Origin of the sequence: Trichocoleus sp. FACHB-591 (assembly GCF_014695845.1) — a bacterium.
In the GTDB taxonomy this organism is placed as follows: domain Bacteria; phylum Cyanobacteriota; class Cyanobacteriia; order FACHB-46; family FACHB-46; genus Trichocoleus.
Genome location: NZ_JACJPA010000083.1, coordinates 1 through 25,318 on the forward strand (window position 1 = coordinate 1; position 25,318 = coordinate 25,318).

Consider the following 25,318-nt stretch of genomic DNA (forward strand, 5'->3'; position numbering starts at 1 on the left):
GCAAAGCTTGCAGGCTTTGACGTTGGTAGGGAGTCGGCATCCCATCGAGCAAGTGATAGATTAGTTCTTGGGCGTGGGCAAGAATGTCCATTGTTCTTGCGGTCTATTAGTTTCACGCCCTTTCTGCCACCTTTTAAGCCTTGGTGCAAGATCTGAGTTTTCCTTCTTAGCATGAGCCTTCTAGATAACCCAACCTGGACCCTGAATCAAAAGGCTATTACTATTGCCGATCTACTCTGTCTTTTAGTAAGACTTGCATTCTCTAAATGAATCTCATTGAAAGATTCTCGATATTGAAATGAGACGAGCTTTGCTCGTGTGGGATGAAAACTGTAGCGCCAGGTCTGATGCTGGCCGCTTAATATCAGGACAACCCCAAGGAATTGCCCTTATCCACTTCAACTGTCCTGCAACTATGCAACACCCAGACTTTTAGCCCTACCCAGGAATAGTGTAAAAGTCAGATCGTAAAAGGCTCGATCGCGTAGTTCTTCCATTTCCGTTGCACCCGCTCCGACACGTAAGGTCGAATCACGAACTGCGGCGGTTTACCTGCTTTGACATCGATCCGCAAAAAAGAATAAGGTCGTCGCTTTTGAGTGCCAGCTCCAGTTCTGCCTACATAGAGCAGCGATCGCGCTACCAAACGATCATCAGGGCTAGCAATAGTGCTGATAGACTCTTGCAGTTCTGGCCCTTCCTCTCTCTGGCGACGCAGACTAAAACCACTGCCTCCACAAACGATCCAGTTGAGATGAGAATCGGCATGACCTGTGTCCAGGGTGCGGAGGTATTCCAAGCAGTGAGCGTGTCCATTGAGAACTAAATCTACCAAGGGAGCACCATCAGGCAACGGCCCTAGCTCAGCCGCTACTGCATCCAAAACTTGGCGCAAGCGGTGACGAATCGCTAAGGTTTGACCTTGGTGCCATTTGGTTGCCTCGGTGACATAAGGAGGATGGTGGAAATAGAGCACACGTCCCCGCACTGCTTCTGTGTGCCAAGACTCAATCAGTCGTTGTTTCAGCCAATCCAGTTGCTCCTGATCTACAACTACAGTTTCGTCGGCTGCTAATTGTTTTTCAATATCTAACTTTGCTTCTTCCAGTTGCTCCAACTTAGTGCGCATGTCATCTAGGCGCTCAGCTTCTTCCGGTTGGTTAGGCTTCAGTGTCGTGGAAGTCGCTAGGATTTGTTGTTTTTGCTGCTCTAATTCATCTCGTTGTTTTTCTAAGACATGGCGGTAAGCTCTGCCCTCTCCTGTCGTGGGTAAAGGGAGCGGTGCATTAAATGTATTAGAGTCAAGCGCAAAGAAATCGATGCCGCCATAGCGAAAGGTGTAATAGCGATTCGGCAATCGCGTAAACTGCCCCGGATCGTAACGGAGAGATAAACCTGTATCTGTTTTTGCGGTGTAATGAGTGTCTAAATGTTGAGCGATCGCTTGAGGCGAACCGAGTCGATTTAAGCAATCTAAAAATGCCTGAGCATATACCTTGCCTTGCCCAGAACCGCGCCAACCAATATCAAAGTCTAAGTGGGATTGCAGTAAGCGACGAAAGGGCAAGGTTGCCTGCACCAGCAAACCCAAGGCTAACGGTAAGTCATAGTAATCATGATTGCCAGGAGTAGGAAGAAAAGGAAAGTTGAACACCATGCGATCGTAAGGAATTTTTTCTGGTCGCTCCCCCCCGACTAGAAACTCACGATACGGCTCAATAAAATTCTTCAGATAGTACTCACTCGCACCCACCAAATAGATTACATCGCCTGTGTGCAACACAAAACGAGAGTTCTCTTGCTGGGCCAGCATCTGCTCTGCTACTTGCCGTTGAGGACTATGGCCGCGATGTTCTCCAGATCCACTATCCCCCACCACTAAAAAAGAGAAATCTGTATCTTCCGCTCCTCCATCCTCAATGACCAACCGAGTTTGATCAATTCCTCGCTCCAGCACCAATGGATCTTGCCACCGAACTCGCTGCTGCATTTGGCGAATCTTGTCAGCGATCGGCGGGTCAGAAACAAATTTCATACGGCATCATTTCCAAAGGAGGGGATTTGACCAACGTGAGCTTCAAGTTGTAACACTAGACTACCTTCTTGAATCTCCAACTGATGAACTCGCACCACCATATCTTCCCATTTGAGGTAGGGCAACTCCATCAGCTCTTTCATTTTCTTGAAGAAGGCAAAAGTCAGTCCAAAGGGTAATCCTTGACCGGGATGACAACGGAATTCTTCTAATAAAACAGGCCGCTCTTCGTTTCGAGGGTATATTACAGCCGAAAATCTAGTTCGCTGTTCTTGACCGTTCTCATTTCGCACCACATTGGCCATAAATTGAATTTTGCCGCCGCTCAACAATTGAATCTCCATAGGCGGTTGCAATTCCACCGTCACCATTTGACCGTCTACATTCAGATCCCAAGGAGACAAATATTGCTTGAGGGCATCCGAGTTCAAAGTTTGGTTGAGGTCTACTTCTGTCAGCACAACTCGAACCGTTGTATCGACGGGATGATCTAGCTTGAGCTTGCCGAACAGCGCACTTAGCGGGTTAATAGCTACTCCTTGCGTATGCACCTCTAGCTCTTGCACCCGGACATCAGGTTGCACCACCAGTCCTTGACCTGTCACAGAAACTTGCTTGGCCTGTCCCTGCACAATTTTTCCTAGATCAGTGCGTACATCTACCGCGATCGCGTCCACGGCATCTAATTGGCTAGTCAACCCCGCTTCCACGACTTGAGCCAGTACTTGTTCTTCTAAACGCGGTTCTTCCGACATAAGTGTGTTGTCCTAAATACTTTGATTTTTTATCAAATAAAAACAACGCCCCCCCTGGACGTTGCTTTAAAGTTTTGATCTTAAGGAAATCACCCGCAATCACAAGGAATTATCGAAACAGTTAATAAACGCCTTCCTGACGGTTGAGACGCTCATCATGCTTCAGAATGACCCAAATTGCATGGATGCTGCCAGGCAACCAACCCAACAAAGTCAGCACAATATTGATGATCAAAGTGGGGCCAATTCCCACAGTCAGGAAGATGCCTAGAGGAGGCACCAAAATACCTGCAAGAATGCGAACCAGTTTCATAGAATTCCTTCCGTTTGTTAAATTTGTTTTGTCTGTATTCTCCTAAACCCACCGCTCGAAATACTCCGTCGAATGGGCTATTTCATCACCAAGGCTGGGTAGATCCAGCCAGGGCAAATTTAGAGCCAGCGTGTAGCGGTAAAAACTAAACTTCGGTTTTTAGATCCACACTTCTCTCAGCAAAGTATCGATTCATGAAAGTGCTGACGAAAGACAGGATCACGGGACCGAGCAAGAAGGCAATCAAACCATCGACTCTGAATCCGGGAACTAAGACGGATGAGAGCCAGAAACAAAGACCGTTCACAACGAGCGAAAAAGCCCCTAAGGAGACAAAATTCAGAGGCAGGGAGAGCACGCTTAAAACAGGCTTGACACCAGCGTTCACTAGACCGATCGCGATCGCCGCAATTAAAGCAGCCGGGAAGGTGGCGATATCAACGCCAGGAACGGCTAAATCAACCACCAGCAAACTCAATGCAGTCGCGACCAGCGTTAAAAGATTACTAATCATCTTGGTTTTCCCTTAAACACAACAGTAAAACGCTTTAAAAGTTCTACGTTGATCGTGCAAGACCCAACCTGTCTATAACCTCTCTAAGAAGACAGATCTTCCAGTGGGGCTTAAGTCGTAGAAATCCATCGACCCAAATGCTGCCCGATTGCCCAATGCTGACACTGAAGCCTAAACCTCGTTTAAGATGTTTGGCGGAACAGGCGCTCTAATTAAAAAATGTGATGAGTCGAAAGCGGTGGGTTGTTTTAGCTCTGGCCTTGCTGATGATTGGACTGGCTTGGGTGGGCGTCATGGGTGCGCGGAGTGGTTTAGTAGTGCGTCAGATAGCGCGGAGCGATGTGCCCCTAATTTATCTGGCTCCACAAAACCAGACTCGTGTTCCTGGAGTGCTGATTGCTCATGGCTTTGCGGGTTCTAAGCAACTAATGTTGGGCTATGGGCATGTATTAGCGCATGCTGGTTATGGAGTGATGCTGTGGGATTTCTCTGGACATGGTGGCAGTACGCTACCCCAGCGTGATTCTTTGCAAGCAGATTTACAAGTAGCTTATGAGGCGCTGATGGCTCAGCCCGAGATCGATGCAACTCGCTTGGCACTGTTGGGTCACTCAATGGGCAGCGGATCTGTAATGACGGCTGGCATTCAACAAGCTGATCGCTTTGCCGCTACTGTAGCGATCTCCCCTACGGGAGCCAAAGTCACACCCGAATCACCCCGAAACTTACAACTCCAGGCAGGCAGTTGGGAAGGTGGCTTCATAGCCAATGCCGAACGATTGCTAGACAGAGCAGGTGGAGAAAATGAGAACTTAGCAGCAGGACAAGGGCGATCGCTCGTGCTGATTCCTAAAGCCGAACACATTACAATTCTGTTTCGTCAGGCGAGTCACCAAGCCGTGTTGCGTTGGCTGGATGCCACCTTTGGTCGTCAAAGCTCCAGTCTATATATAGATCGACGCATGGCTTGGTACGGGTTGCATCTCCTAGGTTGGTTGCTCGCGATGGGAGCGATATTGCCATCTTTTGCAGGGTCGAGCCCCGCGTTGAGCCAAGTTAGTAAATTTCAGGTGCGATCGCCGATTCGGCGCTGGGGTAGCTTGCTGGTTTCGGCTTTGGCAGCCAGCGGCACCATCCCGTTGCTAGGAGGCGGGAAAAACTTATCAGCACTGGGGGGTGTGCAAGTCGGAGGAGCAGTGGCGCTGTGGTTTGGCATTGCAGGAATTCTCTGGCTAGGACTGCTAACTCAATTTCCGCGACCGACGCTTCGCGCTCTGCTGTTAGGTTTCTCGGTCTTTGCTCTCTTGTGGATTGGCTTTGGCCTGATGGCTCAACTCGTCTGGTTGCAATGGTGGCTCATTCCGACTCGCTTAGCCCTTTGGCCTTGGCTAGCCCTGGGGTTTTTACCGTGGTTTTTAGCCTCTGGTATGGCTCAGCAGGATATTTCAGGTGGTTCCCGAATTGTATGGTGGTTGGGTCAGAGCATTGCCCTAGTCATAGGAATTTTTCTGATGCTGCAATTTTCTCCCCAACTGGGTTTTCTCTATATCCTGCTGCCTCTGTTTCCACTGTTTATGGCTCTCTTTGCTTATGTGGCAGCTCTACTCAACAATACTTGGGGTTATGCTTTAGGCTGTGCGTTGTTCTTTGGGTGGGCGATCGCGGCAGCTTTTCCCCTCGCTTCGTAAGCAAGCAAAAGCCTCTGCGTCAGTCGCAGAGGCTCGAATTTCTCAGAAACTATTTAACAAAAACCAGATCTCAAACTCTAGCCGTATCAAATTAGAGTTTAGTAGACACCACGACGGCCACTAACAGCGTAGTAAATAAAGAGAGCCACGATCGCGCCTAAAACAGCAACCAAAATACCACCTAAGCTTAAGCCAGCCGAAGTTAAGGCCAGCGATCCTGTCGTGAGGAAGCTAAAGAGGCTACCACCCACAAAGGCACCAATAATTCCTAACAACATTGTGCCGAGGATACCGCCACCCTGACTACCAGGATAGATAGCTTTAGCAATGGCACCCGCGATTAAACCTAATACGATCCAAGCCAAAATATTCATCTTTGTTCTCCTTTCTTAAAAACTATGGTTTCTAAATAAACGTTCTAAATTTGATGCAATGAATCTTGAACACATTTATAAGTTATCGAATCACCTAGGACTTTCCGAACTATCACAAGAGAGAAAGCTATTCTTGCCTGCGGCAGAGTTTGGTTCAGTTCGGTCTCTACCTATGCGTAGAGTGGTGGCAAAAAAATAGGGGCAGCAACCCTTTGGAAGTTACTGCCCCAGAATTAGATAGTACTCGCTATCTAAACTTGCTATTTAGCTATTTAAGCGATCGCTTATGCAGGAATTAGCACAGTATCGATAATATGAATGACGCCATTATCAGCAGCAACATCGGGAGTTGTGACTGTGGAATCATTAATTTTGACACCACTGGAAGCATCAATTTTTACATCTGAACCTTCAACGGTAGTCGCTGACTTCAGCTTAGTGACATCCGCTGCCATCACTTTTCCAGAGACGACATGATAGGTCAAGATTTTTGTGAGCTTAGGCACATCTTGAAGTAGTGCATCTACAGTTCCTGCGGGAAGCTTAGCAAATGCTTCGTCGGTCGGTGCAAAGACTGTAAATGGACCTTCACCTTTAAGTGTATCGACTAAATTGGCAGCCTTGACTGCGGCAACTAGGGTGCTGAATGAACCAGCATTAACGGCAGTATCAACAATGTCAGCCACGTATTCACCTAGTTTTTTGTCTCTGTTGATCAGCTTAGACTACTTCTCGAAAAATAGCTCTTACTATTTCAAAATTCCTAAATTCGTTGAAGTAAATCATAAAAAATCTGGTGTTTTAATCTGTTTTTAATCAAGCAATAACTAAATATGCTTTTGAATCCTCAGCAAAAATTAGCCGTAGCAATCTGGATCAACAATAAATTTTTCAGATCTACCTATTTAGGATGAAGCTAAATTTTAGTATTAGGTGGTTAACGCAATCTCGCATTAACTTATATGGAATTTTGAGTTAGTTCAACTACCCTGAAATCCAACATGTAGCAATTCTAAATGGGTGTACTTCTCCAACTCACCTCTACTGATACGGCTCTAAACTCATTACTATCTTTTCCAGGCCACATAGTTCTGATGACGGTTTCTGCGGAAGAATATCGCCAACTTTTGCAAAATCAAGGTTTTCAATTTTGTCCGGTTGATGCCACCTCTGATTTGGCAATGTTGGCCTGTCCCATTGCAGATGACCAAGGGATAATAGGAGACTTGGGGCTATTTAAGCAATCCACAGAAGCATTTACTAAACCAGAAATTGGCCTGGTACACCAAGTTGCCAATCAATGTGCGATCGCGATTCGTCAAGCCCGTCTCTATCAGGCAGCGCAACAGCAAGTTGAAGAGCTAGAGCGCTTAAGTCATCTAAAGGATGATTTCCTGAACACAGTCTCCCACGAATTACGCACACCACTGACCAGCATCAGAATGGCAATTCAACTGCTAGAAATCACCCTCAAGCAGCCAGAAATAGGCAAAGCAAAAGCAACCCATTATCTTCAAATCCTTCGCAATGAGTGCCAGCGAGAGATGCGACTCATTAATGATCTGCTAGATTTAGCGCGTCTTGATGCGAATATCGACCCCTTAGCACTAACGATCGCGAATCTAGGCGAATGGATTATCCCAGTGATCGAGCCTTTTACCGACCGAATTTGCCAGCAACAACAATGCCTACAAATTGCGATCCCACCTCAACTCCCCCACTAGAAACCGATTTTTCCTACCTAGAACGGATACTGAGCGAACTGCTCAACAATGCTTACAAATACACTCCTCCCCAGGGAAGCATCACCATCTCAGCCCAGGCAACAGCGACAAACTTAGAATTGCAAGTGAGCAACTCAGGAATAGAAGTTCCTGATAAAGAACTCAACTACATCTTTGACAAGTTTTACCGCATTCGTAGCAATGATCCTTGGAAACACGGTGGCACAGGACTAGGACTAGCCTTAGTCAAGAAGCGAGTAGAACAAATTCAAGGCACTATTGAGGTGGCTAAGAAGGACGACGCGATCGCCTTTACACTACATCTTCCTTGGTGCGTCGCCTAGAATTTAGCCTCCAGTCTTACTTCAGATGCCAAGCCGTATAAAAAGCGGCATAAGGTAATTGTTGGGCGCAATACCAAAGCAGCTTGTAACACTCCTGGGCTTGAGAAGAAGGTTTTTCCTTGGGCTTGTCTTTGGCCAGATCTGTCTGAGTTGCAGAGCCAAAACGTCTCAGAGTAGAAACAATCATTGGTAATTGTTCTTGCAGGAGAACCTCCCTCAAGTTCTCACCAATGCGGCGATAGAGAGTCGTAGAACGTTGAGATTGCAACAGTTGCAGCAACATCTCAACTGCTTGAGGGTGTCCTGGCTGTAGATGCCCCAATTGACAGGCCAACCGCCGCTGGGTAGAAGCATCCGTCGCCGCTGCCAAGCGCTGTTCCAAAGACGCGATCGCTTGGGCTGGATCTCTTTGCACTTGGGATTTAGTCTTGCGCTGTGGCTTGGGGAATGGTGCAGGTTTTCGATGCGCTTGGATGAACTGGGTAGCGATCGCATTCCCTGGATCTAACTGCAATAAATTCTCTGCTGCTTGCAGACATAAAACCTCCTCTGGAGCTGACTTGATCAGGTTGAGTAAAGTGGTGATGGCGATCGCATTGCCTGGATCAAGTTTGCCGAGGGCGTAGGCAGCTTTCCGCCGCAGCGTGTTTTGTTGGGTCGTGGCAATGAGTTCTATTAGGGTCGCGATCGCCAAAGCATTGCCAGGGTCAACTCTGCCTAAACTCTCACTAATTTGCAGCCGCAGCGCTTCACTCTGTAGCGTTTGTAAGAGCTGTGTGATTGCCGCGATCGCCACTGGATTGCTTGGATCAAAAGTTTTGCCCAAACTATAGGCGGCGTTCCAACGGGCAAAGAAATTGGAGGTAGATTGAATAAATTGTTCTAACGCCGCGATTGCGTGGGTGCGATCGCTTTGCAGCAATGCCACTCTCGCTCCCTCTTGTGCTGGAAATGGGTAGCAGTGCCAATGCTCCTGAGAGTCGAACTCACCAAACCGCCATCGCAGCAACTGAGCAAAGATAGACTCTGCATCAGGATATTCGGGAAACTCTGCAAAACCTGCGGCTGCGAGGAAATAAGCTTGATAGTGATAGAACCCGCCACAGCTATCCTCCCATGCTGTGAGGGCTTGCAGAAAAGCGGTCTTCTCTGTAACAGGTATATCGGAGCGTCCTAACCACAGCAAGATCACTTCTCGCCACTTGGAGGCAAAGACGAGCGGAGATGCTTCTAGATCTACCGTTAAGTTGGCAGCAGTTGCAGGGAGAAAGCAACGCCAATCAGCGATCGCTTGCGCCGCAAAATACTCCTGAAACGTAGGATGGTAAAAGGCGTAGATCTTTTCTCCGGATGCAGTAGAGATCCCTACTTGATTTAACCAGCCTAAATTGAGAGCCAGATCTAGCAACTCTAAGGACTGTTCTCTAAAGACTTGCTGCACAAACGACTGAGACAATCGGAACTTAGTCTTTGCTTGAGCCAATCCCTGCAAAGCCAGATGCCCCAAGGCTTGATTCAGTTGCCAGCGTTGAGCCAAAGTCGTGGGAAAGCGATCTTGCTTCCACTCGTAGATAGTATCGACAAACTGTTGATATAACGCTGCTTTCGAGCTAGGTAGAGTCCCTTGGCTGAGTGACCAAGCTCGACAAAGCAAAGCCAATCGCAACGGATTTTTCACCACATCCTTGATCCGTCGTCGCTCCAGCTTATTGAGTTCTGCCTGCAAGCGATCGCCCAATGTGGGGTGTTGATGAAACCAACGCTCAATAAATTGTCCTACCTGATCTGCACTGGCAGCATCTCCATGACTAAACGTGAGATTACGATAGGTGGTAAAGGTTTCTAGCGCATTTTTGCCACTATCCCAGACATTGAGACGACAGGTAAGAATCACGTTGGCATCTGCAACCCAACCGCGTAATTGCTTCGCGATCGCCGCCAAAGCAGAACTTGCTTCCGTTGCCATCTCATCCACTGCATCCAGTAACAGCCACACTCGCCCTTGATTAAACTGCGCTCCTAAGGCTTCTTGTAACTGTGTTGAAACCGTGACTTTGCGAGTTGCTGCTTTCAACCAATCTTGTAGTAGATACTGCTCTAGGCTAGCTCCCTGCAAATCTGCCAAGGAGATCCATATCGGCAAAGCTTGTTGTTCCAACAACCAACGGGCAATTTTTTGCAGCAATGTGGTTTTGCCCGTCCCTGGTTCTCCGGCGATCGCAATTCGCTTCGCCAATCCGGTCTGCTGCAACTGTTCTAAAAATTGCTCTAGAGCAAATTGAGCTGTATCTCCCTCTTCCGCCTCGTAAAGTTTCGAGCCTTGATCTGCCCTCACCTCTGTATCTTGCCGCTCCTGTTGCTTGCGCTCCACTAACCCTAGCGGCACATAAACTTCATCCAACTCAAACGCGACGCCATCTCCTATTGTTAGCGGATTGGTTGTGAGTCGTTGATACTGTTGTGCCTCCAAAACCTTTCGGCACCATTGCCACCACATATCCGTTTCGGACGCATCACCATTTGCCTCTACAACTGCGACTTCTGCATCCTGAGTTGTGCTTTTCTGAGTAGACTGCTTCGACTTTTGAGACCGCCGCTGCTCCCACTCCTGCTCAAATCGCTCTAAGTTGGCCTTGCGATCGCGTCGAGGATGCCACAGCCTCAAGGTGAAATGCCAAGTTTCCGATCCACCGCGAGTTGGGCGATTATCCTCCAGTAGTTCCAGGAAATCCTCCAACCGTCGCAAGGCTTCCTTAATCTGTTCTCCGGTTAAAGGGGCAGTCGCAACTTTGGTTAAAGCCTCCAAAAACCGCACTTTTGTCCGCACCACCAACCGCTGTTCCGTCTGCCAATGCGCCTGAATCTGCGATCGCAACCCATCCAAAGTCCCCTCATCACAGTCCAGCTCATCATTGGCGTAATCCAACAACACCGCCAACAACTGCTGCGATCGCTTCTTCACTTCCGGGCCATAACTCAGGCGTGCCATTGGTAGAACAACCAGCGCTTAAGGGGTGATCAGAAAGCTCTGACCTCCCAGATTGCTCTACGGTTTTATCCCATATTTTTTCTAAAAGCTAGGGGAATCCCCCAGGTTCTACTACCTCCCTTAGCTTCCAAAACATTGTTTTGATTGCATTTTGAGTGGTTCACTCTGTAATTCGCCTGGGGGAATCTCATCCGCCTATTCTGGATTCATCCAAGACAAAGAGGCAGCAAGAATGATGAATTCACAACGAAGTTAAACAACAAAATCCAACAAAATCCAACAACTTTACATGTGGCGGCTAGCTCAACAGTAGAGCACCAACTTTGCCCTTACGGGCCGCAGATTTAGGGTTATCGCTTGAAAATCGACACCCCCTTAATCGCCGGAGATGCGGGTGCAACCCCCGCGCCGCTACACCAAACTCTAAGCCTACATGTGGCGGGTAGCTAAGTGGTAAAGCAGCGTGAGTATGTCCTTGTTCACAACCTTGTCCGTAAGGGCCGACGAATGAGGGTTATCGGTTAACGCGCGATCGCAGGTTCGATTCCTGCCCCACCACACCAAACTCAAAATTTCTCTATTCACACTGGCAGGTCGCTTAACAGTAAAGCACCACTTTTTGCCCTCACGGGCCGCAGATTTAGGGTTATCGCTGTAGACGAAGTCCCCCTTAATCGCCGGAGATGCGGGTGCAATTCCCGTTCTGTCAATTTCCCAATTTGCCCAATCGGGCCAGAGATGTAGAAGACTATGAACTACAAATTTTTTGCTCAAAACAAAGCTCGCACGCCACAAAATCAACTCATTCCTGGACGCGAAAAGGAAATGATCCAGGGGCGCTCTGGGGGGTACATGTTCAAAGCGGGGTTGTGGCAGAATCTGCGACGTTGCTTGCTGATTGGTACCGCCCAGAGCACTTACTACGCCGGAAAACAAGAACTGACGAACGAGTTTGTGGATGTCTTAGAGCAAGCGATCGCAGAGAATCCGGAGCGAGTTGCGGCTGAAATTGTCTATGCCTCGGATGGTCGTGCCATCAATAACAGTGCGCCGATTTTTGCCCTGGTGCTGCTCTCGATGGGGGAAGCACCGGAAGCGAAACAGGCATTCCAAAAAATCTTTCCCAAGGTGGTGCGGACGGCTAGCCATTTCTATGAGTGGCTGAACTATACCAAGTCAGCGCGGGGATTTGGCAAGATTGTCCGAGCAGCGGGTCAACGTTGGCTAGCACGAGAGAACGTCAAAGAATTGGCGTATCAATTACTGAAATATCAACAGCGCCAAGGCTTCTCACATCGAGATGCGCTGCGTCTATTCCACGTTAAGCCCCCAACTGAAGAACATAACCAGTTGTTTCAATGGGTGATTCAAGGTTGGGAGAATCTACCTAAAGCCGCTCCCTCAGAGGCTCTGTCACAAATTTGGTGGTATGAGTGGCTAAAGCGGCACCCAGAGCAGGCTCATGAGGCGATCGCGAAAGGCCGCTTAACTCACGAAATGGCCGCACCTGTTGGCAAAATGGATAAGCAGGCTTGGCAGCTCTTGTTCAATGACATGCCGATTGGAGCCATGTTGCGGAATCTAGGTTCCTTGACAGAGTTGGGGGTTCTTCGTTCTGATCACCGCAAAAATCTAGACAAAGTGGAGAAAGTCCTCAACAGTCGCGATCATCTCCGTAAAGGTCGTATCCATCCCATTGATGTTCTCAAAGCGCTGAAAACTTACCAGTCAGGCGGTAAGTTAGGTCGCAGCCAGAAAACATGGGAACCGATCCCTCGGATTGTAGACATCTTGGAAAAGGCGTTAGAACTCTCCTTTAATGTGCTGCAACCGACTGGAAAAGTCTTTCTCCATGCAATCGATGTTTCTGGCTCTATGTCTTACTACAGCGTGAGTTCCATTGGTCTAACCTGTTGTGAGATTGCTACCACAATGGCGCTTGCCACAGCTAAAGCTGAGAAGAACTATGTGATTCGGGGGTTCGCAGAGAATTTCCGAGACTTGAGTATCTCTGCTCAAGATTCATTTAGTTCTGCGATCGCTAAAGCCAACAACCAAAATTTTGGTGGCACTGATGCCTCGGTAGCTTACGACTGGATGATTAAGCACAAGTTCAAAGCAGATGTCGTTTGCTTCTGGACGGATTGCGAAAGCTGGGCAGGGCGACAGCACCCTAGCCAAGCGCTAGCGGAATATCGCCGCAAGGTGAATCCTAACGTAAAGGCGGTGTATATCACCTTGGCTCCCTACCAAATCTCCCTATTTGATCCCCAAGATCCACTTTCCTGGGATATGGCAGGCTTTGATCCCAGTGCGCCTCGCCTGATTCAGATGCTAGCAACAGGTGAATTGTAGAAGACCTAACCCCCAGCCCCTTCCCTAGCAGGGAAGGGGAGCTAAATTAAGCAACGCTCTTTGGAAGAATCTGATTTAATGGAGGCAAGATCAAGTCAAGGGTGTTGCGAGTAGCTGCGATGCATATTCTTCATGGCACTTGGATTCCAGAAGAGACAGCGAGCTTCGTTCAGAGCGGTGGATTTCATCTGTGGATTGAAACCACAGATACACTCCGACAGCGTAAGACAGTTCCACTGCTCCACTTAAATCATCTGCCACAAGAGAAGCTGGCAACATTTCTCACCGAATCCTTGGGCATTAAGTCTGCTGCCTACCAAACACTTGAAACGGCGATCGCGCCTAAATATTTCGTGCTGCCCACTGTAGGAGATCAACCTTGCCCTTCTCCAGAGCTAGCTCGTTACCTAGAACTGGAGCCACCGGAGCAATGGCAGTGGCAATACTGGCAAGTAGATTGCTACCGTCCCACAGCCTATGTCAAAACTGGTACCTACAACCGTGCCTCTGTCACGAATGTCATTAAGTTGCTGAATGAGCTACACTTCATCGCCCTGCACAACTTAGTTGAGATTCAGTTGGGTGCGGATCTCCTATTCTGGTATCACTACACCCAATTTTTTAAGCAAATTATTCTGCACGATCAATATATCCCAGCGCTGAAGTATCGATCGCTAACTTCTACAGAGCCGCCTGCTAAAGGTAAACGCAAAACCACTAAAACCACCAAGAGTAAGAGCCAAACTACAACCAAAACACCACCAGAAGAATTTGAAATTTATCAAGGTTGGGAAATCCTCTCAGTTCGGTATGAAGCGGAATTAGAACGCTATGTAGAACTCATGCCTTTTGTTTGTGTAGCAGGTCGCGCAGAGCCGCAAGAACCACCGCAACTCTACGACAAGATGACCTTGCTGTGTCATTTCTCAGAGGTGCTGCTCGCAGAAATTGTCACCCATACTCCCACTTCTGCTGCCTTTGAGAAACAGATTAACGATACCTTGCTAGGCAGTTGCTTACATCCCGGGCATCCCTGGCAACATCCAGAAGGGCTAACCCAATATCAGCAGTGGAAAACTTGGCGCGATCGCATTGGTCGCAGCCAAAGTGATCTTCCTTTTTATTTATGTTTTCAGCTCCAGTCTCCTGCCAAACCAGAGGACGCTTGGACGCTGGAGTTTCAAGTTGCTTCACGCCAAGATCCCTCGGTGCAGATTTCCTTACAGGACTACTGGCGGCTCCGCACCAAGCGACATAAAGCTTTGATGCAACAGTTTGGAGACAACTTTGAGCAGCATTTGCTGATTCATTTGGGTTATGCCGCTCGGATTTATCCGCAACTTTGGGCTGGCTTAGAAACTGATCAACCAGTTGGTATCTCTCTGGCGATCGCCGAAGCCTCTGACTTTTTGCAAGAATCAGCTTGGGTCTTAGAAGCAGCAGGATACAAGGTCAGAGTACCTGCTTGGTGGACTCCCCAGGGTTGGCGACGCACTAAGCTTCGGATGAAAGCACGCGGTCGCACGTTGGGCGGAGATGACAAAAGTAAGAGTTACTTCTCCTTTGAAACCCTAGTAGATTATCGCTACGAGCTGTCGATCGATGGCAAGCCCGTGAGCGAACAGGAATGGCAAGAGTTGGTCAACGCCAAAGCTTCCCTGGTGCAATTTCGTGGACAGTGGATGCAGCTCGACCAAGACAAGATGCAGCAGATGCTAGAGTTTTGGAAAAAACATCAGCACGAACAGCCAGAACTGAGTTTGCTTGATTTCATGAGATTGTCTGGAGGCAGTGAAGATGGGATTGAGCTAGAGGTCGATCACGACGAAACCTTGGCAGAGATGCTGAGCAGGCTGAATGATAAAAGCCATTTAGAAATACTGCCTGATCCCAAAGCGCTCCAAGGAACCCTACGCACTTACCAAAAACGCGGATTAGCTTGGCTGCACTATCTTGAAACGCTAGGACTTAACGGTTGCCTCGCCGATGATATGGGCATGGGCAAGTCGATACAGGTGATTGCTCGCTTGGTGCAAGAGCGAGAACAAACGCCCAAAAAGTCTAAAAAATCGGTAGCTGTTCCCCCCACTTTACTGATTGCACCAACTTCAGTGGTGGGTAACTGGCAAAAAGAGATCGAGAAATTTGCACCGCATCTCCGATCGCTCATCCATCATGGTAGCGATCGCCTCCAGAAAAAAGAGGAATTTCAAGCCGCGATCGCCAACTGTGATGTAGTGATCACCACTTACACCTTGGTGCGTAAAGATGCTGCCTTGCTCTCGGAAATAAAATGGCGACGGATTGTGATTGATGAAGCCCAAAACATCAAAAATCCCAAAGCCGCACAAACCAAAGCGATTTACAAACTGCCAGCGCAATATCGGCTTGCACTCACAGGCACCCCGGTCGAAAACCGCTTGCTCGATCTATGGTCGATTTTTAACTTCCTCAATCCTGGTTATTTAGGCAAAGAGTCACAGTTCCGCCAATCCTTTGAAATCCCCATTCAGAAAAACAATGATGTAATGCGCTCGGCCACGCTCAAAAAGCTGGTGGAACCCTTCATTCTGCGCCGTGTCAAAACCGACCCTTCAATTATTCAAGATCTCCCTGACAAGGTGGAACAGAAACTCTACTGCAACCTTACCAAGGAACAAGCCTCTCTCTACGAAGCCACGGTAAAAGATGTGGAGAAGCAACTGCAAGCGGCAGAAGGTATTCAGCGCAAAGGCTTGATTCTTGCCACCCTGATGAAACTGAAGCAGATTTGTAACCATCCTATGCAGTTTTTGCAAGACGGCAGCGATTTCACGTCAGAGCGATCGCACAAGCTAGAGCGACTGACAGAAATGACTCAAGAAGCGATCGCGGAAGGCGAAAGCCTCTTGATATTTACCCAATTTGCAGAAATTGGTGAAGCCCTAGAGAAGTATCTCAAACACACCCTCCGCTGCAATACCTACTATCTCCATGGCGGCACCCCTCGTCCCAAGCGAGAACAGATGATTGCCGAGTTCCAAGACCTCAATACTGAGCCTTCAGTGTTTGTCTTGTCACTCAAAGCAGGCGGTGTGGGCATTACCCTGACTAAAGCCAATCATGTGTTTCATTTCGATCGCTGGTGGAATCCGGCGGTAGAAGACCAAGCCACCGATCGCGCCTTTCGGATTGGGCAAAAGAAGAATGTTTTTGTGCATAAATTTGTGGCGATCGGTACCTTGGAAGAACGAATTGACCAGATGATTGAGGATAAAAAGAAACTGGTGGGCGCGATCGTCGGAGCTGATGAGTCTTGGCTGACAGAACTCGACAATGAAGCCTTTAAGCAACTCATTTCTTTGAATCGCAGTGCTGTGTTGGACTAAAGGTAGCCATGAAGAAACTCTCAAAAACCTGGTGGGGCAATCGGTTTATTCAAGCCTTAGAAGAATTCAGCGATCCTGCTCGCTTGAGCCGGGGGCGTTCCTATGCCAATAGCAATCGCATCCGCGAACTCGATATTATTGATTCCGTGATTCACGCGAAAGTGCGAGGCAACGTCAACCCCTATTTTGGCGTTTACAAAGAACCGACTTATAACATTGAGATTGTCATCCATCCGATTAGTCAGGCGCAATGGGCGGCAGCGATCGCTTACATTGCTTCTAAAGCCAGTTTTATTTCCAAACTGCTGCTGAATGAGATGCCAGATAACATCGAGGATGCCTTTCAAACCCTGGGCTTGCATCTCTTGCCAAAGTCAAAATTAGATTTTGAAACGCACTGCTCCTGCCCCGATTGGGGGAATCCTTGCAAGCATGTGGCTGGGGTTTATTACCGCGTTGCCAAAGATCTCGATCGCGATCCCTTTCTCCTATTTGAGTTACGAGGGCTACCCAGAAAACAACTCCATGCAGAGCTAGCCAAATCACCTTTAGGCCAAGCTCTGATTGCAGAACTGAACGCTGAAGCGAGTGCGCCTTCGTCTGTGACCTCCTACTACACTCGACCTCAACTCACGGCGTTGCCACAGGAGATCAATCCTAAAACTTTTTGGCAGGGAGAGAAACCATTCCCAAAAACTGTTGAAGTGCTGCCACCTAGTCCCGTTTCAGGCATCTTGGTCAAAAAGCAGGGAGACTTTCCCGCCTTTTGGCAAAAGGATCATTCGTTTATTGCAACGATTGATGAACTATACGATCGCGTTAAAACAAAAAATCGCGACTTGCTATAATCTTAGCGATTGTGGAGCCTGTCCTAGCCCCTAGTGCTCCTGTATCCTTTCGCTTGCCTTAGTCCATCAGCCCCCAGCAAGTCTATGAAAGCAATCCCCCACTTTCCTTTACTCTCTGATTCCTCCGCTGCTCAGACAGAGTTTGCTTATCAACTCTTTGATGCGCTTTTTAGGGTGGGTGTGGCCTATGTTCCTGTATTACCCGCAATGCAGGACAATGATTTATTCAATAGCTTGCGAGACTTTTTTGCCCTCAGCGATTTACAGAAGCGATCGCTGGCTCAACAGTTATCGTCTCCCTGGCAAGGTGTGTTTCTCCCGTTGGGGCAGGAGCAACTCAGCGATGAAAATGAAGATTACAAAGAAGTATTAGATCTCAATCTAGAGAATGGCACTTATGCTCAATGGCTCCAGCGTTGGGGAAAGCAGTCCGATGCAGATTCAAGCACTATAGAAGAGATGCTTCCTCACCCAGAGGAACTGGCTAGGCTAACAGCTCAACTCTACAAAATCTTTCATGCCTTTCAGGAACAGGCTAATCGAGTTTTAGCGGCCCTTGAGATAGTCTATCAGCAGCCTCCAAATAGTTTAGTGAAGCAGCATGGTCAGAACAGTACTCTACGGCTCCTACATTATCCTCCTGCCCCTCACTTTACCGTCGGCTCGGTTCGCCTGGGAGCCCACCAAGACTACTCTGGAATTACTCTGCTTTGGCAAGATTCCACCGGAGGCCTAGAAGTTCTCACTCCCAACTATGAATGGGTTGCTGTAGATATCCCTCCGGGTTGTATTGGGGTGCTTGCTAGTGAGGTAATGCAACGCTGGAGCGGAGATACATTACACGCAGCTCCCCATCGAGTTCGGATTACGGATGCTCAGCAACTCCAGAACACCCGGTACTCGATCGCCTTCTTTTGCGAAACCAATCATGATTGTGTGGTCTATCCAGGTTCACTAATCAGTGAGCCGAGTCCAGCAGACACGCCCATCGTGATCCAAGAGTTCCTCGATCGCAAGTACGACCAAATTCAGAATCAAGCAGTCTCAAGCGTAAGCCCCGATAAAGCTGTAAATTAATCCCGTGAGAACCAATAAGGTGATCACGGTATAAGTCAAATCTCGCCAGCGCAGAAAAGTGATTAGCGACAAAATGACACGGGCGATCGGCGTGGCAATCAGGAGCAGAAGACCGAGCTGAATTAGCCCCCTTGCCCGTCCCGCCAGCACTGCTTTTACTATCCCCGTAGGAGAACGGAAGATATCTGGTTCTCCTCGAAAAACGTGATAATCAACAGGTTCTCCACCATGACGAATCAAATACCAAATGCCGCCGATGCAAACGATCGCGCTGGCTGTTAATACTCCATAACTGAGCAGGTAACTAATCCATTGTCCCAGTTTTTGCTCACGAGCCACAAAGATAGGATTGCACTCTTTAGCGCTTGAGTTTGGTTGTGTCTCTGAATTCAGTTCGCGCATCTAAAGCCCTCCTGCCAAGCTGTTGTAGACCATTCTCAAGGCCATGACAACGAGCACGAGACTAAACAGAATCCTCAAAATTTGCGTCTTGGTGCCAATCAACACTTTTGCGCCTAAAAAGGCACCTGGCAGCACACCTAACATCACTGGCATTGACAACCCTGGATCGATGTAGCCCCTTGCTAAATACACGCCTGCTGAGGCGGCTGCGGTTACTCCGATCATGAAGTTGCTGGTGGTCGTAGAAACCTTAAACGGCAGTCGCATCGCTTGATCCATCGCCAACACTTTCAGCGCGCCTGAACCAATGCCCAATAACCCGGAAAGCACTCCCGCCACAAACATGACCCCAAATCCTGTTGGCACTGCCGCCGCTTGATAAGCCATTAAGCCGTCTGGGGTGGGGCAGGTGCCACTGAGTTTAAGCTGAACGACTAGCGGATCAACGGCTTCACTCGCAACATACTCCGATCGCGGCTGTTGAGCTAGGTAGGCCGAGTAGAGCAGAACAACGGCTAGGATGACTGTCAGGGCTTTAACTGAAACAAAGGTCGCTAATAATGCACCTGCGATCGCGCCAATGGTCGTAGCAACCTCTAGAAACATGCCCAAGCGTAAATTGGCAAACCCTTGTCGGATATAGGTTGAGGCTGCACCAGAGGACGTGGCAATCACGGAAACTAGGGAAGCACCGATCGCATAACGAATATCCACCCCAAACACTGAAGTGAGTAAAGGGACAATGACAACGCCGCCTCCCAAGCCGGTCAGTGAGCCTAAAAAACCAGCAATTAACGATCCCAACCAAACCAGTAACGAAAACTCTAGAATACTCAACCGTTCTATCCCCACTTTTGGGACATTGTGCCTAATTTAATTCTAAATAGGCTGTAGCGTCTGTTCCAAAAGCGCAATAGTTGTATGCAACAGTTGTCATAAATTATCGGTAGTACATGTAATGAAGCGATCGTCTTCATTTCACGTCTGATTCAACTTATTCAATAGAATTAACATTAAAAGGGAAGTAGACAGAATAGTTATTGCTCTTGGGGGACTGCTCATCGCCCACCTTGATCTCCTGCAATTGCTGCTGAGCAATGGGTAGAATGCTGACCTTGAGTTCGTTCAGCGATCGCTGCTGTTGCTGCAAGACAGGTAGCACGGTTGATTTCATTTCATTCAGGCTATGCTGTTGTTCTTTCACAATCAGAGTCAATTCTTTCAATTGTTGCGCTTGTAGAGTATCTATTTTTTCATGTAGCAATCCAATGTCATATCCTGCTTTTAAGTTGACTTGGCGGTCATATTCAGATTTCTCTCGCTCCGCATCTGACTGACGGTTCTGACTCATCAACACAATTGGGGCGGTGTAGGCTGAAGCAAAGGAGAACACCAAATTGAGCAAGATAAACGGTTGTTCATCCCAATGGGGCACTCCAGGCATCAAGTTGAAGGTTACCCAGCCTGTGAGTATCGTCGTTTGTCCAATCAGAAATCCCCAAGACCCCACTTTGGCAGCCAGTTTATCAGCAACTCGTTGTCCTGTGGTCAGCTTTTGCGGTTGCGAGCGTTGTTGCTCAATCTCTTGCAAAGCTGTGTATGTTTTTTTCTGTCTCAACTCAATTACTTTATTTTCTTTAGCCGTGGTTGCCTGTTGGGTGGAGTGTTGTGCTCTCATAATTGACCTATTGAAGAGTTGGGTGAGTTCTGTATGAGCTGTTGGCATGGGCTGCAATTCAGCTTGTTATCAACATAAAGCCAGTCCAGAAATAAAAGCAAATGCTCTTTTTTCTTAAAACGATAAATTTAAGTAATGCTAGCCAAAAAGAGGGCTAAGGATGAAAGATGTCCATCCTGGAAGGCAAGCGTAGCTGTGTTTGCAGATATTAATCACTTCAAGTTATCTTCTCAACAAAAAAGAATGTTTGCTTTTATCAAACAGGCTTCCTAGAGTGAGACTATGTTTTTCGCAGCCAGTCTTCACTGAACTCTATCAAGAGCAATCAACTTAGTTGGGATAGCAGGTAACGTAAATTCCCTTTCTAAGTTGCAGCGAGTTGCAGTCATGCCACCCCCAGCGATCGCCTCATAGATCGCCTCACTCAAGCTTGGTATTTCCCCATCCCAGCCTTAAAAATTTTCAGACCAACCGGAGTAAAGCCCATGAAATTATTCAAAGTCGTTCTTGTCGCCTTAGTACTGCTAGTAAACTTGGTCATTGCTCCTGCTTCTTGGGCAGACCGACCCAAACTCACTAATACCCCTGAATACACAGAAGTAACCCAGGCGATCGCTAGTCTCCTGCAAGTTAAAAGTGCACCCAACCGATCGGGCTTAGCTCCCGACGAGATTGAGCAACAACTCGGTGAGTTGAAACTGCAAAAGTATATCCTTGAAACTGCAACGGAGTGGGCGCAATGCCGCAATAACACAGGTAAGACTTTGGCAGTCTATGCTCACAAAGCCAAGAAAGCAGCTCAACCCAGCACCCTCTACTATCTAGGCAGTGGCAAAATTACAGATGATGACTGGAATTGCGATGGTGTCTACTTACCCAGTGGGGCTCTAATCGCGAATCGAGATCAACCCTTGGCTGAACCTCTGGCGCTCAAAGTTACCCCTGGCACTCAACTCATTGCCAAGAATGATCCTGAAACAGGTTTACTGGAATTCAATGTCAATCCCGCGCAAGTGTTCCGGGCTGGTGAAACAAATTGGTCCATTCCTAACCTATCTCAAGCCAACATTGACGCTAAAGTACCCAATGCCCCAATCGAAGACTAACCTGATTTTCCCTCGGCATTTGGGAAAAGTAGCTGATGTAGGTAGTTAGGAAACAGGCATGTTAGAGCAAGTGACAAATACTGTAGGGATAGCTTTCTCCCCCAATACGTTGGGAGTTTTATTGGCCCTAGTTGCTTTAGAAACGGTTCTCTCTGCTGATAATGCAGTCGCCTTAGCAGCTCTAGTCCAGCCACTACCCGACCCTAAACATCAGCAGCAAGCCTTAAACTGGGGCCTAGCAGGTGCCTTCATCCTACGGATCGCTTTGCTCTTTACTGCCACCTGGGTCATTCGATTCTGGCAGGTAGAATTAGCGGGGGCGCTTTATTTACTGTGGTTAGTTGGCAAACATTTCTGGACAAAGTTTTCCGTCAGCTCAGCCTTCAATGACCCCATTACTGAACCACCAGTATCCGGTTCGCTTTGGCAGCTAGTCGCCTTAATTGCTTTAACAGATTTAGCGTTCTCCCTAGATAGCGTTACAACTGCGATCGCTATCTCTGATAACACCTGGATTGTCCTCACAGGTTGCATCATTGGTATCTTGACTCTCCGCTTTTTAGCAGGCTTGTTTGTGCAATGGCTAGAACGCTTTACCTACCTCCAGGATGCGGCTTACCTAACTGTTTTAGGAGTAGGATTACGGCTGCTATGTAAAGCGTTGCAACCCGATTCAGTACCGCCTGAGTGGATTGTATTGACCATGATTGCCGTACTGTTTACCTGGGGATTTTCTAAGCGTACAGCCTCGCTAGAAGCCTAGGAACGATAGTAAAACGATAGTAACTGCTGATGCTGATTAGAAAACATATCCTGATCAGCGCAGAACCAGAAAAGTGATAACAAGTGGGTGCAGGCGCAGATCGTTTAACAAACTCAGGGATAGAACTAGATTATGTCTCGCCCTCGAATTCAAATTCTTCCTCACTTGGCCCATGCAGAACTAGTGCGTCGTCAAGAGGAATGCCAAGACCCCAAAACCAAAAACTACTGGCTCACCATTCAACTTTTGAGCCAACCGCATATACCAATGACAGTAGAACAAGTTGCCGAAATTTTAGGCTTTTCTACCGATTGGGTACGTAAACTAGCAGGTCGATATAATCGGCTGGGACCCGTCCGTTTCATAGATAGTCATCAACGGCGGGACAAAGTCTACAGAAACACTTGGCGGAGTTCTGAGCATACGTTAGAGACGTTATTCAGCACATAATCGCCATAGTTTCAGCATCAACCAAATTTGTGAATAGGAGATCTCGTATGAAACTGGTAAAAATTATTCTGGTTTTGCTCGTATTTCTAGTCAATCTGGTGATCGCTCCCGCTTCCTGGGCCGATAAACCAAAGGTCAGCAAAAATCATGACTATGTAGAGATGACCAGAACTCTAAATCGCTTGTTCGCAGAAAGAGATGCTCAAGGCAATTCTCCTGAGCTGAAGCAACAAATTGACGAGTTACAACTACAGAAAGCGGCGATCGAATCTGGCATTACTTGGGGTCAGTGCCGCAATGAAACGGGGCAGACTTTAGCGATTTATGGCCCCGCAGGTGAGGAAGCTAAGTCTGGCAGTAACGCCCTTTACTTCCTGGCAGATGGTGAAACAACCCCAGAGGGATGGGATTGCAACGGCGTCTACCTCCCCAATGATGCTCAAGCCGCAGGAATTCCATCTAGCCCCGCTGTGTTTAAGATTTTGGACGGCACTCGGTTAGTAGCAAAAACCAACCCTGACACTTCCGAAATCGTCTTTAACGTTCCAGCAGTTCAGGATTCTCCAGCTAAGGATCTATCCATTCCTAACGTATCTCAAACATTCATCAACTCCCGAATTCCTAGCCCCCTAGCTGCTGGTGAAATCGATGACTAACAGCACTGATCTGCCGAGACTCTAAGCGAATCAGCATGATCAAAAGAGAGATGAGGGAGCAATGAGATTTCTTTCATCCTTCATCCCTCATCTCATCTTTTCAACAACTCAGCTCTGGGCCATTGAGATCGATTCTGCCTCGAACCAAGAGCGATCGAAGTTACAACCTAAATGTTGTTGAATTCGTAATAGATCTTGTTCCGCGTTGCCTAAACAGGTAGTAGCTCCAGGAGAAGGCGTGATATTAAAGCGAATCCCCTCTCCTGGATCGATCTCTGCTTGCCCTAGAATTAGCTTCCGTTGGGTGCGATCGATCAACTGAGGCCGAATCCCGCCAATGCCGTGAGCGAATTCTAGGTCTTCTAACTGCAATGAAGGAACGATTTTACGAGCATCTTGCAAGAACAAACGACGGTTGACTAAAGGCACCTCGAAAGCCATGTTTTTGAAGATGTAGTTCCGGATGTCTTTCACCTTCAACAGATCGCCCAGCACACTCGCTACAGTGCCGTCTAGCTTCAAAACTTCCAAGTAGTCGATTAAGGTTTTGAGGTTGTTTCGCTCCAACAACGGTAGAGGCAACGCCGTAGGTCCAAAACGAGTCTTACCGGGCACCGTGATATCTGGATCACCGTGAATTGCTGCAAAGGGCAACTTATCATTCTGGACGGTGTAAACCTTACCGTTCAAGATCTCTGGCGTGAAGTAGAAGTTGCCTGCGACTGGCAAACAAGAATATTCCAGCCCAATTCCCATGCGGTGAGCGAACAGCAGGCTGTGACCGCCTGCAGACACCACCACAAACCGCGCTGTTACAGTTCCTTCAGCGGTTGTGATTTGGTAATTAGACCCCACAAGTTCAATCGATTGGACTGGGTAACCCAACTTCAGATCAACGGTTTTATCGGTTACTGCTTGAGCCTGCTCCACAAAGGACTGCGCTAAGGCTCCATAGTTAATGGCCGTGTATTCTCCCAAAATGGCGATCGCGACTAACTCTTCTGGGCGATCGCCGCCGTTCAACCGCACCACATTTGGCTCAATTTCGGCAATCTGAGCTTTCTCCAGCAGTTGCATCCCCGTAAAGTGGGGCTTAAATACTTCATATCGTTGCCGCAAAAACTCGCACTCTTGGGAGCCCACCCCCAAAACCATCTTGGGAAACTGGTAGATAATCTGGTCCCGCAGGGCTGGCGGCAACTGGCTACCATAGCAGACCAACATTTGAGCCGATCGCCGGACCTTAATTGCTTTTTCCAGCGTGTAGTTGGTCTCAATATCGCCGCAATGGATTGTCTGGCTATTATTTGTGGCTTTCGAGTTGACCGAGGCAACGCTAGGATACTTTTCTAACAGTGCCACACGCTTGAGATCGGTAAAGGTCGCCAAAGAGTAGAGCAAGGCTGCTCCTGCTACTCCGCCCCCTATTACCACAACGTCGTATACCTGATTGACCATCCCAGAGCCTGCTGAATCCCTAAACTTCTTCAGCGTATCGTATTCAGGGCCAGTTCAGGTAGCGTTGCTTCTAGACAAACCCTATTCCTTTAGGCTCCTGTCAAAGTTCTGAGATATAGCCAAAGTCAGAGGTAATTTCTGAGATTAGCAGTAAGTTAAGGAATAAGGGAAATTCAAGGATATTTGATATGGAAAATACAAAAAAGAATTTTGCTCCAGGTGCTAGTGAAGAACTGTCAACTGTTATTGATCATGGTCAAGACGGGTTAAATCCTAACAAAAGCCTTCCAGTAAAATTGACTTTCTGGCTTTCAATGGGAGCCTCGGCAATTGTTCTTCTGGCTACGCTTTATTACTATGGAGTTTTCTCCTAGTTAGCTGATGTATAGCAGTCCTAAATGATTGATGAAATTAGCGGGGT

23 protein-coding genes and 3 tRNA genes are annotated in these 25,318 nt (G+C 47.9%); 15 read left to right on the forward strand and 11 right to left on the reverse strand.

Annotation, left to right across the window (positions count from 1 at the left end):
• Positions 1-460: 460 nt before the first annotated feature.
• The 4 genes from H6F90_RS14865 to H6F90_RS14880 form a co-directional block, all read right to left on the reverse strand.
• A complete protein-coding gene (locus H6F90_RS14865; RefSeq protein ID WP_190553202.1) occupies positions 461-2,035 on the reverse strand; it encodes a metallophosphoesterase in 1,575 nt (524 codons plus the stop codon).
• The gene (locus H6F90_RS14870) at positions 2,032-2,790 is read right to left on the reverse strand and encodes a DUF2993 domain-containing protein (protein ID WP_190553203.1); all 759 of its coding nucleotides are present in this window, start codon (positions 2,788-2,790) and stop codon (positions 2,032-2,034) included. Before H6F90_RS14870 ends, H6F90_RS14865 begins: the two co-directional genes overlap by 4 nt.
• 121 nt (positions 2,791-2,911) lie before the next feature.
• A complete protein-coding gene (locus H6F90_RS14875; protein ID WP_190440200.1) occupies positions 2,912-3,103 on the reverse strand; it encodes a YqaE/Pmp3 family membrane protein in 192 nt (63 codons plus the stop codon).
• A 145-nt stretch (positions 3,104-3,248) separates the two neighbouring features.
• The gene (locus tag H6F90_RS14880; protein WP_190440201.1) at positions 3,249-3,617 is read right to left on the reverse strand and encodes a phage holin family protein; all 369 of its coding nucleotides are present in this window, start codon (positions 3,615-3,617) and stop codon (positions 3,249-3,251) included.
• A 224-nt stretch (positions 3,618-3,841) separates the two neighbouring features.
• On the opposite strand from H6F90_RS14880, the gene H6F90_RS14885 reads away from it, so the two are divergent.
• On the forward strand, positions 3,842-5,305 hold the full coding sequence (locus H6F90_RS14885; RefSeq protein ID WP_190553204.1) for an alpha/beta fold hydrolase: 1,464 nt from the start codon (positions 3,842-3,844) through the stop codon (positions 5,303-5,305).
• A 98-nt stretch (positions 5,306-5,403) separates the two neighbouring features.
• On the opposite strand, the gene H6F90_RS14890 is transcribed toward H6F90_RS14885, so the two are convergent.
• A complete protein-coding gene (locus H6F90_RS14890) occupies positions 5,404-5,679 on the reverse strand; it encodes a GlsB/YeaQ/YmgE family stress response membrane protein (protein ID WP_190440204.1) in 276 nt (91 codons plus the stop codon).
• A 284-nt stretch (positions 5,680-5,963) separates the two neighbouring features.
• A complete protein-coding gene (locus H6F90_RS14895; RefSeq protein WP_190440206.1) occupies positions 5,964-6,365 on the reverse strand; it encodes a fasciclin domain-containing protein in 402 nt (133 codons plus the stop codon).
• Positions 6,366-6,695: 330 nt separating this feature from the next.
• Here H6F90_RS14895 and H6F90_RS14900 point away from each other — a divergent pair, with 330 nt between their 5' ends.
• Complete coding sequence (locus tag H6F90_RS14900) at positions 6,696-7,403, forward strand: histidine kinase dimerization/phospho-acceptor domain-containing protein (RefSeq protein WP_190553205.1); 708 nt, start codon at positions 6,696-6,698, stop codon at positions 7,401-7,403.
• Positions 7,364-7,747, forward strand: a complete 384-nt coding sequence (locus H6F90_RS14905) for a sensor histidine kinase KdpD (RefSeq protein WP_190553206.1) — start codon at positions 7,364-7,366, stop codon at positions 7,745-7,747. Before H6F90_RS14900 ends, H6F90_RS14905 begins: the two co-directional genes overlap by 40 nt.
• A gap of 16 nt (positions 7,748-7,763) precedes the next feature.
• On the opposite strand, the gene H6F90_RS14910 is transcribed toward H6F90_RS14905, so the two are convergent.
• The gene (locus H6F90_RS14910) at positions 7,764-10,736 is read right to left on the reverse strand and encodes an NACHT domain-containing NTPase (protein WP_190553207.1); all 2,973 of its coding nucleotides are present in this window, start codon (positions 10,734-10,736) and stop codon (positions 7,764-7,766) included.
• Between the two features lie 291 nt (positions 10,737-11,027).
• On the opposite strand from H6F90_RS14910, the gene H6F90_RS14915 reads away from it, so the two are divergent.
• The 7 genes from H6F90_RS14915 (at position 11,028) to H6F90_RS14945 (ending at position 18,384) form a co-directional block, all read left to right on the forward strand.
• A tRNA-OTHER gene (locus tag H6F90_RS14915) sits at positions 11,028-11,155 on the forward strand.
• 16 nt (positions 11,156-11,171) lie between these two features.
• Positions 11,172-11,299: transfer RNA gene (locus H6F90_RS14920), tRNA-OTHER, on the forward strand.
• Between the two features lie 24 nt (positions 11,300-11,323).
• Positions 11,324-11,446: transfer RNA gene (locus tag H6F90_RS14925), tRNA-OTHER, on the forward strand.
• Positions 11,447-11,486: 40 nt separating this feature from the next.
• On the forward strand, positions 11,487-13,091 hold the full coding sequence (locus tag H6F90_RS14930; protein WP_190553208.1) for a TROVE domain-containing protein: 1,605 nt from the start codon (positions 11,487-11,489) through the stop codon (positions 13,089-13,091).
• Between the two features lie 119 nt (positions 13,092-13,210).
• Positions 13,211-16,459, forward strand: coding sequence for a DEAD/DEAH box helicase (locus H6F90_RS14935; RefSeq protein ID WP_190553209.1), 3,249 nt, complete (start codon positions 13,211-13,213; stop codon positions 16,457-16,459).
• A gap of 8 nt (positions 16,460-16,467) precedes the next feature.
• Positions 16,468-17,307 (forward strand): SWIM zinc finger family protein, encoded by an 840-nt coding sequence (locus H6F90_RS14940; RefSeq protein ID WP_190553210.1) that lies wholly within the window; start codon positions 16,468-16,470, stop codon positions 17,305-17,307.
• A gap of 84 nt (positions 17,308-17,391) precedes the next feature.
• The gene (locus H6F90_RS14945) at positions 17,392-18,384 is read left to right on the forward strand and encodes an isopenicillin N synthase family oxygenase (protein WP_190553211.1); all 993 of its coding nucleotides are present in this window, start codon (positions 17,392-17,394) and stop codon (positions 18,382-18,384) included.
• On the opposite strand, the gene H6F90_RS14950 is transcribed toward H6F90_RS14945, so the two are convergent.
• The 3 genes from H6F90_RS14950 to H6F90_RS14960 all read right to left on the reverse strand — a co-directional run bounded on the left by H6F90_RS14950 (position 18,352) and on the right by H6F90_RS14960 (position 20,464).
• Positions 18,352-18,786, reverse strand: a complete 435-nt coding sequence (locus H6F90_RS14950; protein WP_190553212.1) for a DUF1634 domain-containing protein — start codon at positions 18,784-18,786, stop codon at positions 18,352-18,354. The genes H6F90_RS14945 and H6F90_RS14950 overlap by 33 nt on opposite strands.
• Positions 18,787-19,623 (reverse strand): sulfite exporter TauE/SafE family protein, encoded by an 837-nt coding sequence (locus tag H6F90_RS14955; RefSeq protein WP_190553213.1) that lies wholly within the window; start codon positions 19,621-19,623, stop codon positions 18,787-18,789. It abuts the gene before it with no gap.
• A gap of 157 nt (positions 19,624-19,780) precedes the next feature.
• Entirely contained in the window at positions 19,781-20,464 is a 684-nt protein-coding gene (locus tag H6F90_RS14960) for a DUF1003 domain-containing protein (RefSeq protein ID WP_190553214.1), read from the reverse strand.
• A 485-nt stretch (positions 20,465-20,949) separates the two neighbouring features.
• On the opposite strand from H6F90_RS14960, the gene H6F90_RS14965 reads away from it, so the two are divergent.
• The 4 genes from H6F90_RS14965 (at position 20,950) to H6F90_RS14980 (ending at position 23,439) form a co-directional block, all read left to right on the forward strand.
• Positions 20,950-21,570 (forward strand): hypothetical protein, encoded by a 621-nt coding sequence (locus H6F90_RS14965; RefSeq protein ID WP_190553215.1) that lies wholly within the window; start codon positions 20,950-20,952, stop codon positions 21,568-21,570.
• Between the two features lie 58 nt (positions 21,571-21,628).
• The gene (locus H6F90_RS14970; protein ID WP_190553216.1) at positions 21,629-22,333 is read left to right on the forward strand and encodes a DUF475 domain-containing protein; all 705 of its coding nucleotides are present in this window, start codon (positions 21,629-21,631) and stop codon (positions 22,331-22,333) included.
• Between the two features lie 132 nt (positions 22,334-22,465).
• Positions 22,466-22,783 (forward strand): hypothetical protein, encoded by a 318-nt coding sequence (locus H6F90_RS14975; protein ID WP_190553217.1) that lies wholly within the window; start codon positions 22,466-22,468, stop codon positions 22,781-22,783.
• Positions 22,784-22,830: 47 nt separating this feature from the next.
• Complete coding sequence (locus H6F90_RS14980) at positions 22,831-23,439, forward strand: hypothetical protein (protein ID WP_190553218.1); 609 nt, start codon at positions 22,831-22,833, stop codon at positions 23,437-23,439.
• A 108-nt stretch (positions 23,440-23,547) separates the two neighbouring features.
• Here H6F90_RS14980 and H6F90_RS14985 read toward each other — a convergent pair whose 3' ends face one another.
• On the reverse strand, positions 23,548-24,897 hold the full coding sequence (locus H6F90_RS14985) for an FAD-dependent oxidoreductase (protein ID WP_190553219.1): 1,350 nt from the start codon (positions 24,895-24,897) through the stop codon (positions 23,548-23,550).
• Positions 24,898-25,085: 188 nt separating this feature from the next.
• Between H6F90_RS14985 and H6F90_RS14990 the strand changes: the two genes are divergently transcribed.
• The gene (locus tag H6F90_RS14990) at positions 25,086-25,271 is read left to right on the forward strand and encodes a hypothetical protein (RefSeq protein ID WP_190440249.1); all 186 of its coding nucleotides are present in this window, start codon (positions 25,086-25,088) and stop codon (positions 25,269-25,271) included.
• The last annotated feature ends 47 nt before the right edge of the window (positions 25,272-25,318 follow it).

Coding starts and splice junctions, on each gene's coding strand:
- H6F90_RS14865 (WP_190553202.1), bottom strand. CDS start 2,035: ATGAAATTTGTTTCTGACCCGCCGATCGCTGACAAGATTCGCCAAATG.
- H6F90_RS14870 (WP_190553203.1), bottom strand. CDS start 2,790: ATGTCGGAAGAACCGCGTTTAGAAGAACAAGTACTGGCTCAAGTCGTG.
- H6F90_RS14875 (WP_190440200.1), bottom strand. CDS start 3,103: ATGAAACTGGTTCGCATTCTTGCAGGTATTTTGGTGCCTCCTCTAGGC.
- H6F90_RS14880 (WP_190440201.1), bottom strand. CDS start 3,617: ATGATTAGTAATCTTTTAACGCTGGTCGCGACTGCATTGAGTTTGCTG.
- H6F90_RS14885 (WP_190553204.1), top strand. CDS start 3,842: ATGAGTCGAAAGCGGTGGGTTGTTTTAGCTCTGGCCTTGCTGATGATT.
- H6F90_RS14890 (WP_190440204.1), bottom strand. CDS start 5,679: ATGAATATTTTGGCTTGGATCGTATTAGGTTTAATCGCGGGTGCCATT.
- H6F90_RS14900 (WP_190553205.1), top strand. CDS start 6,696: ATGGGTGTACTTCTCCAACTCACCTCTACTGATACGGCTCTAAACTCA.
- H6F90_RS14905 (WP_190553206.1), top strand. CDS start 7,364: ATGCCTACAAATTGCGATCCCACCTCAACTCCCCCACTAGAAACCGAT.
- H6F90_RS14910 (WP_190553207.1), bottom strand. CDS start 10,736: ATGGCACGCCTGAGTTATGGCCCGGAAGTGAAGAAGCGATCGCAGCAG.
- H6F90_RS14930 (WP_190553208.1), top strand. CDS start 11,487: ATGAACTACAAATTTTTTGCTCAAAACAAAGCTCGCACGCCACAAAAT.
- H6F90_RS14935 (WP_190553209.1), top strand. CDS start 13,211: ATGCATATTCTTCATGGCACTTGGATTCCAGAAGAGACAGCGAGCTTC.
- H6F90_RS14940 (WP_190553210.1), top strand. CDS start 16,468: ATGAAGAAACTCTCAAAAACCTGGTGGGGCAATCGGTTTATTCAAGCC.
- H6F90_RS14945 (WP_190553211.1), top strand. CDS start 17,392: ATGAAAGCAATCCCCCACTTTCCTTTACTCTCTGATTCCTCCGCTGCT.
- H6F90_RS14950 (WP_190553212.1), bottom strand. CDS start 18,786: ATGCGCGAACTGAATTCAGAGACACAACCAAACTCAAGCGCTAAAGAG.
- H6F90_RS14960 (WP_190553214.1), bottom strand. CDS start 20,464: ATGAGAGCACAACACTCCACCCAACAGGCAACCACGGCTAAAGAAAAT.
- H6F90_RS14965 (WP_190553215.1), top strand. CDS start 20,950: ATGAAATTATTCAAAGTCGTTCTTGTCGCCTTAGTACTGCTAGTAAAC.
- H6F90_RS14970 (WP_190553216.1), top strand. CDS start 21,629: ATGTTAGAGCAAGTGACAAATACTGTAGGGATAGCTTTCTCCCCCAAT.
- H6F90_RS14975 (WP_190553217.1), top strand. CDS start 22,466: ATGTCTCGCCCTCGAATTCAAATTCTTCCTCACTTGGCCCATGCAGAA.
- H6F90_RS14980 (WP_190553218.1), top strand. CDS start 22,831: ATGAAACTGGTAAAAATTATTCTGGTTTTGCTCGTATTTCTAGTCAAT.
- H6F90_RS14985 (WP_190553219.1), bottom strand. CDS start 24,897: ATGGTCAATCAGGTATACGACGTTGTGGTAATAGGGGGCGGAGTAGCA.
- H6F90_RS14990 (WP_190440249.1), top strand. CDS start 25,086: ATGGAAAATACAAAAAAGAATTTTGCTCCAGGTGCTAGTGAAGAACTG.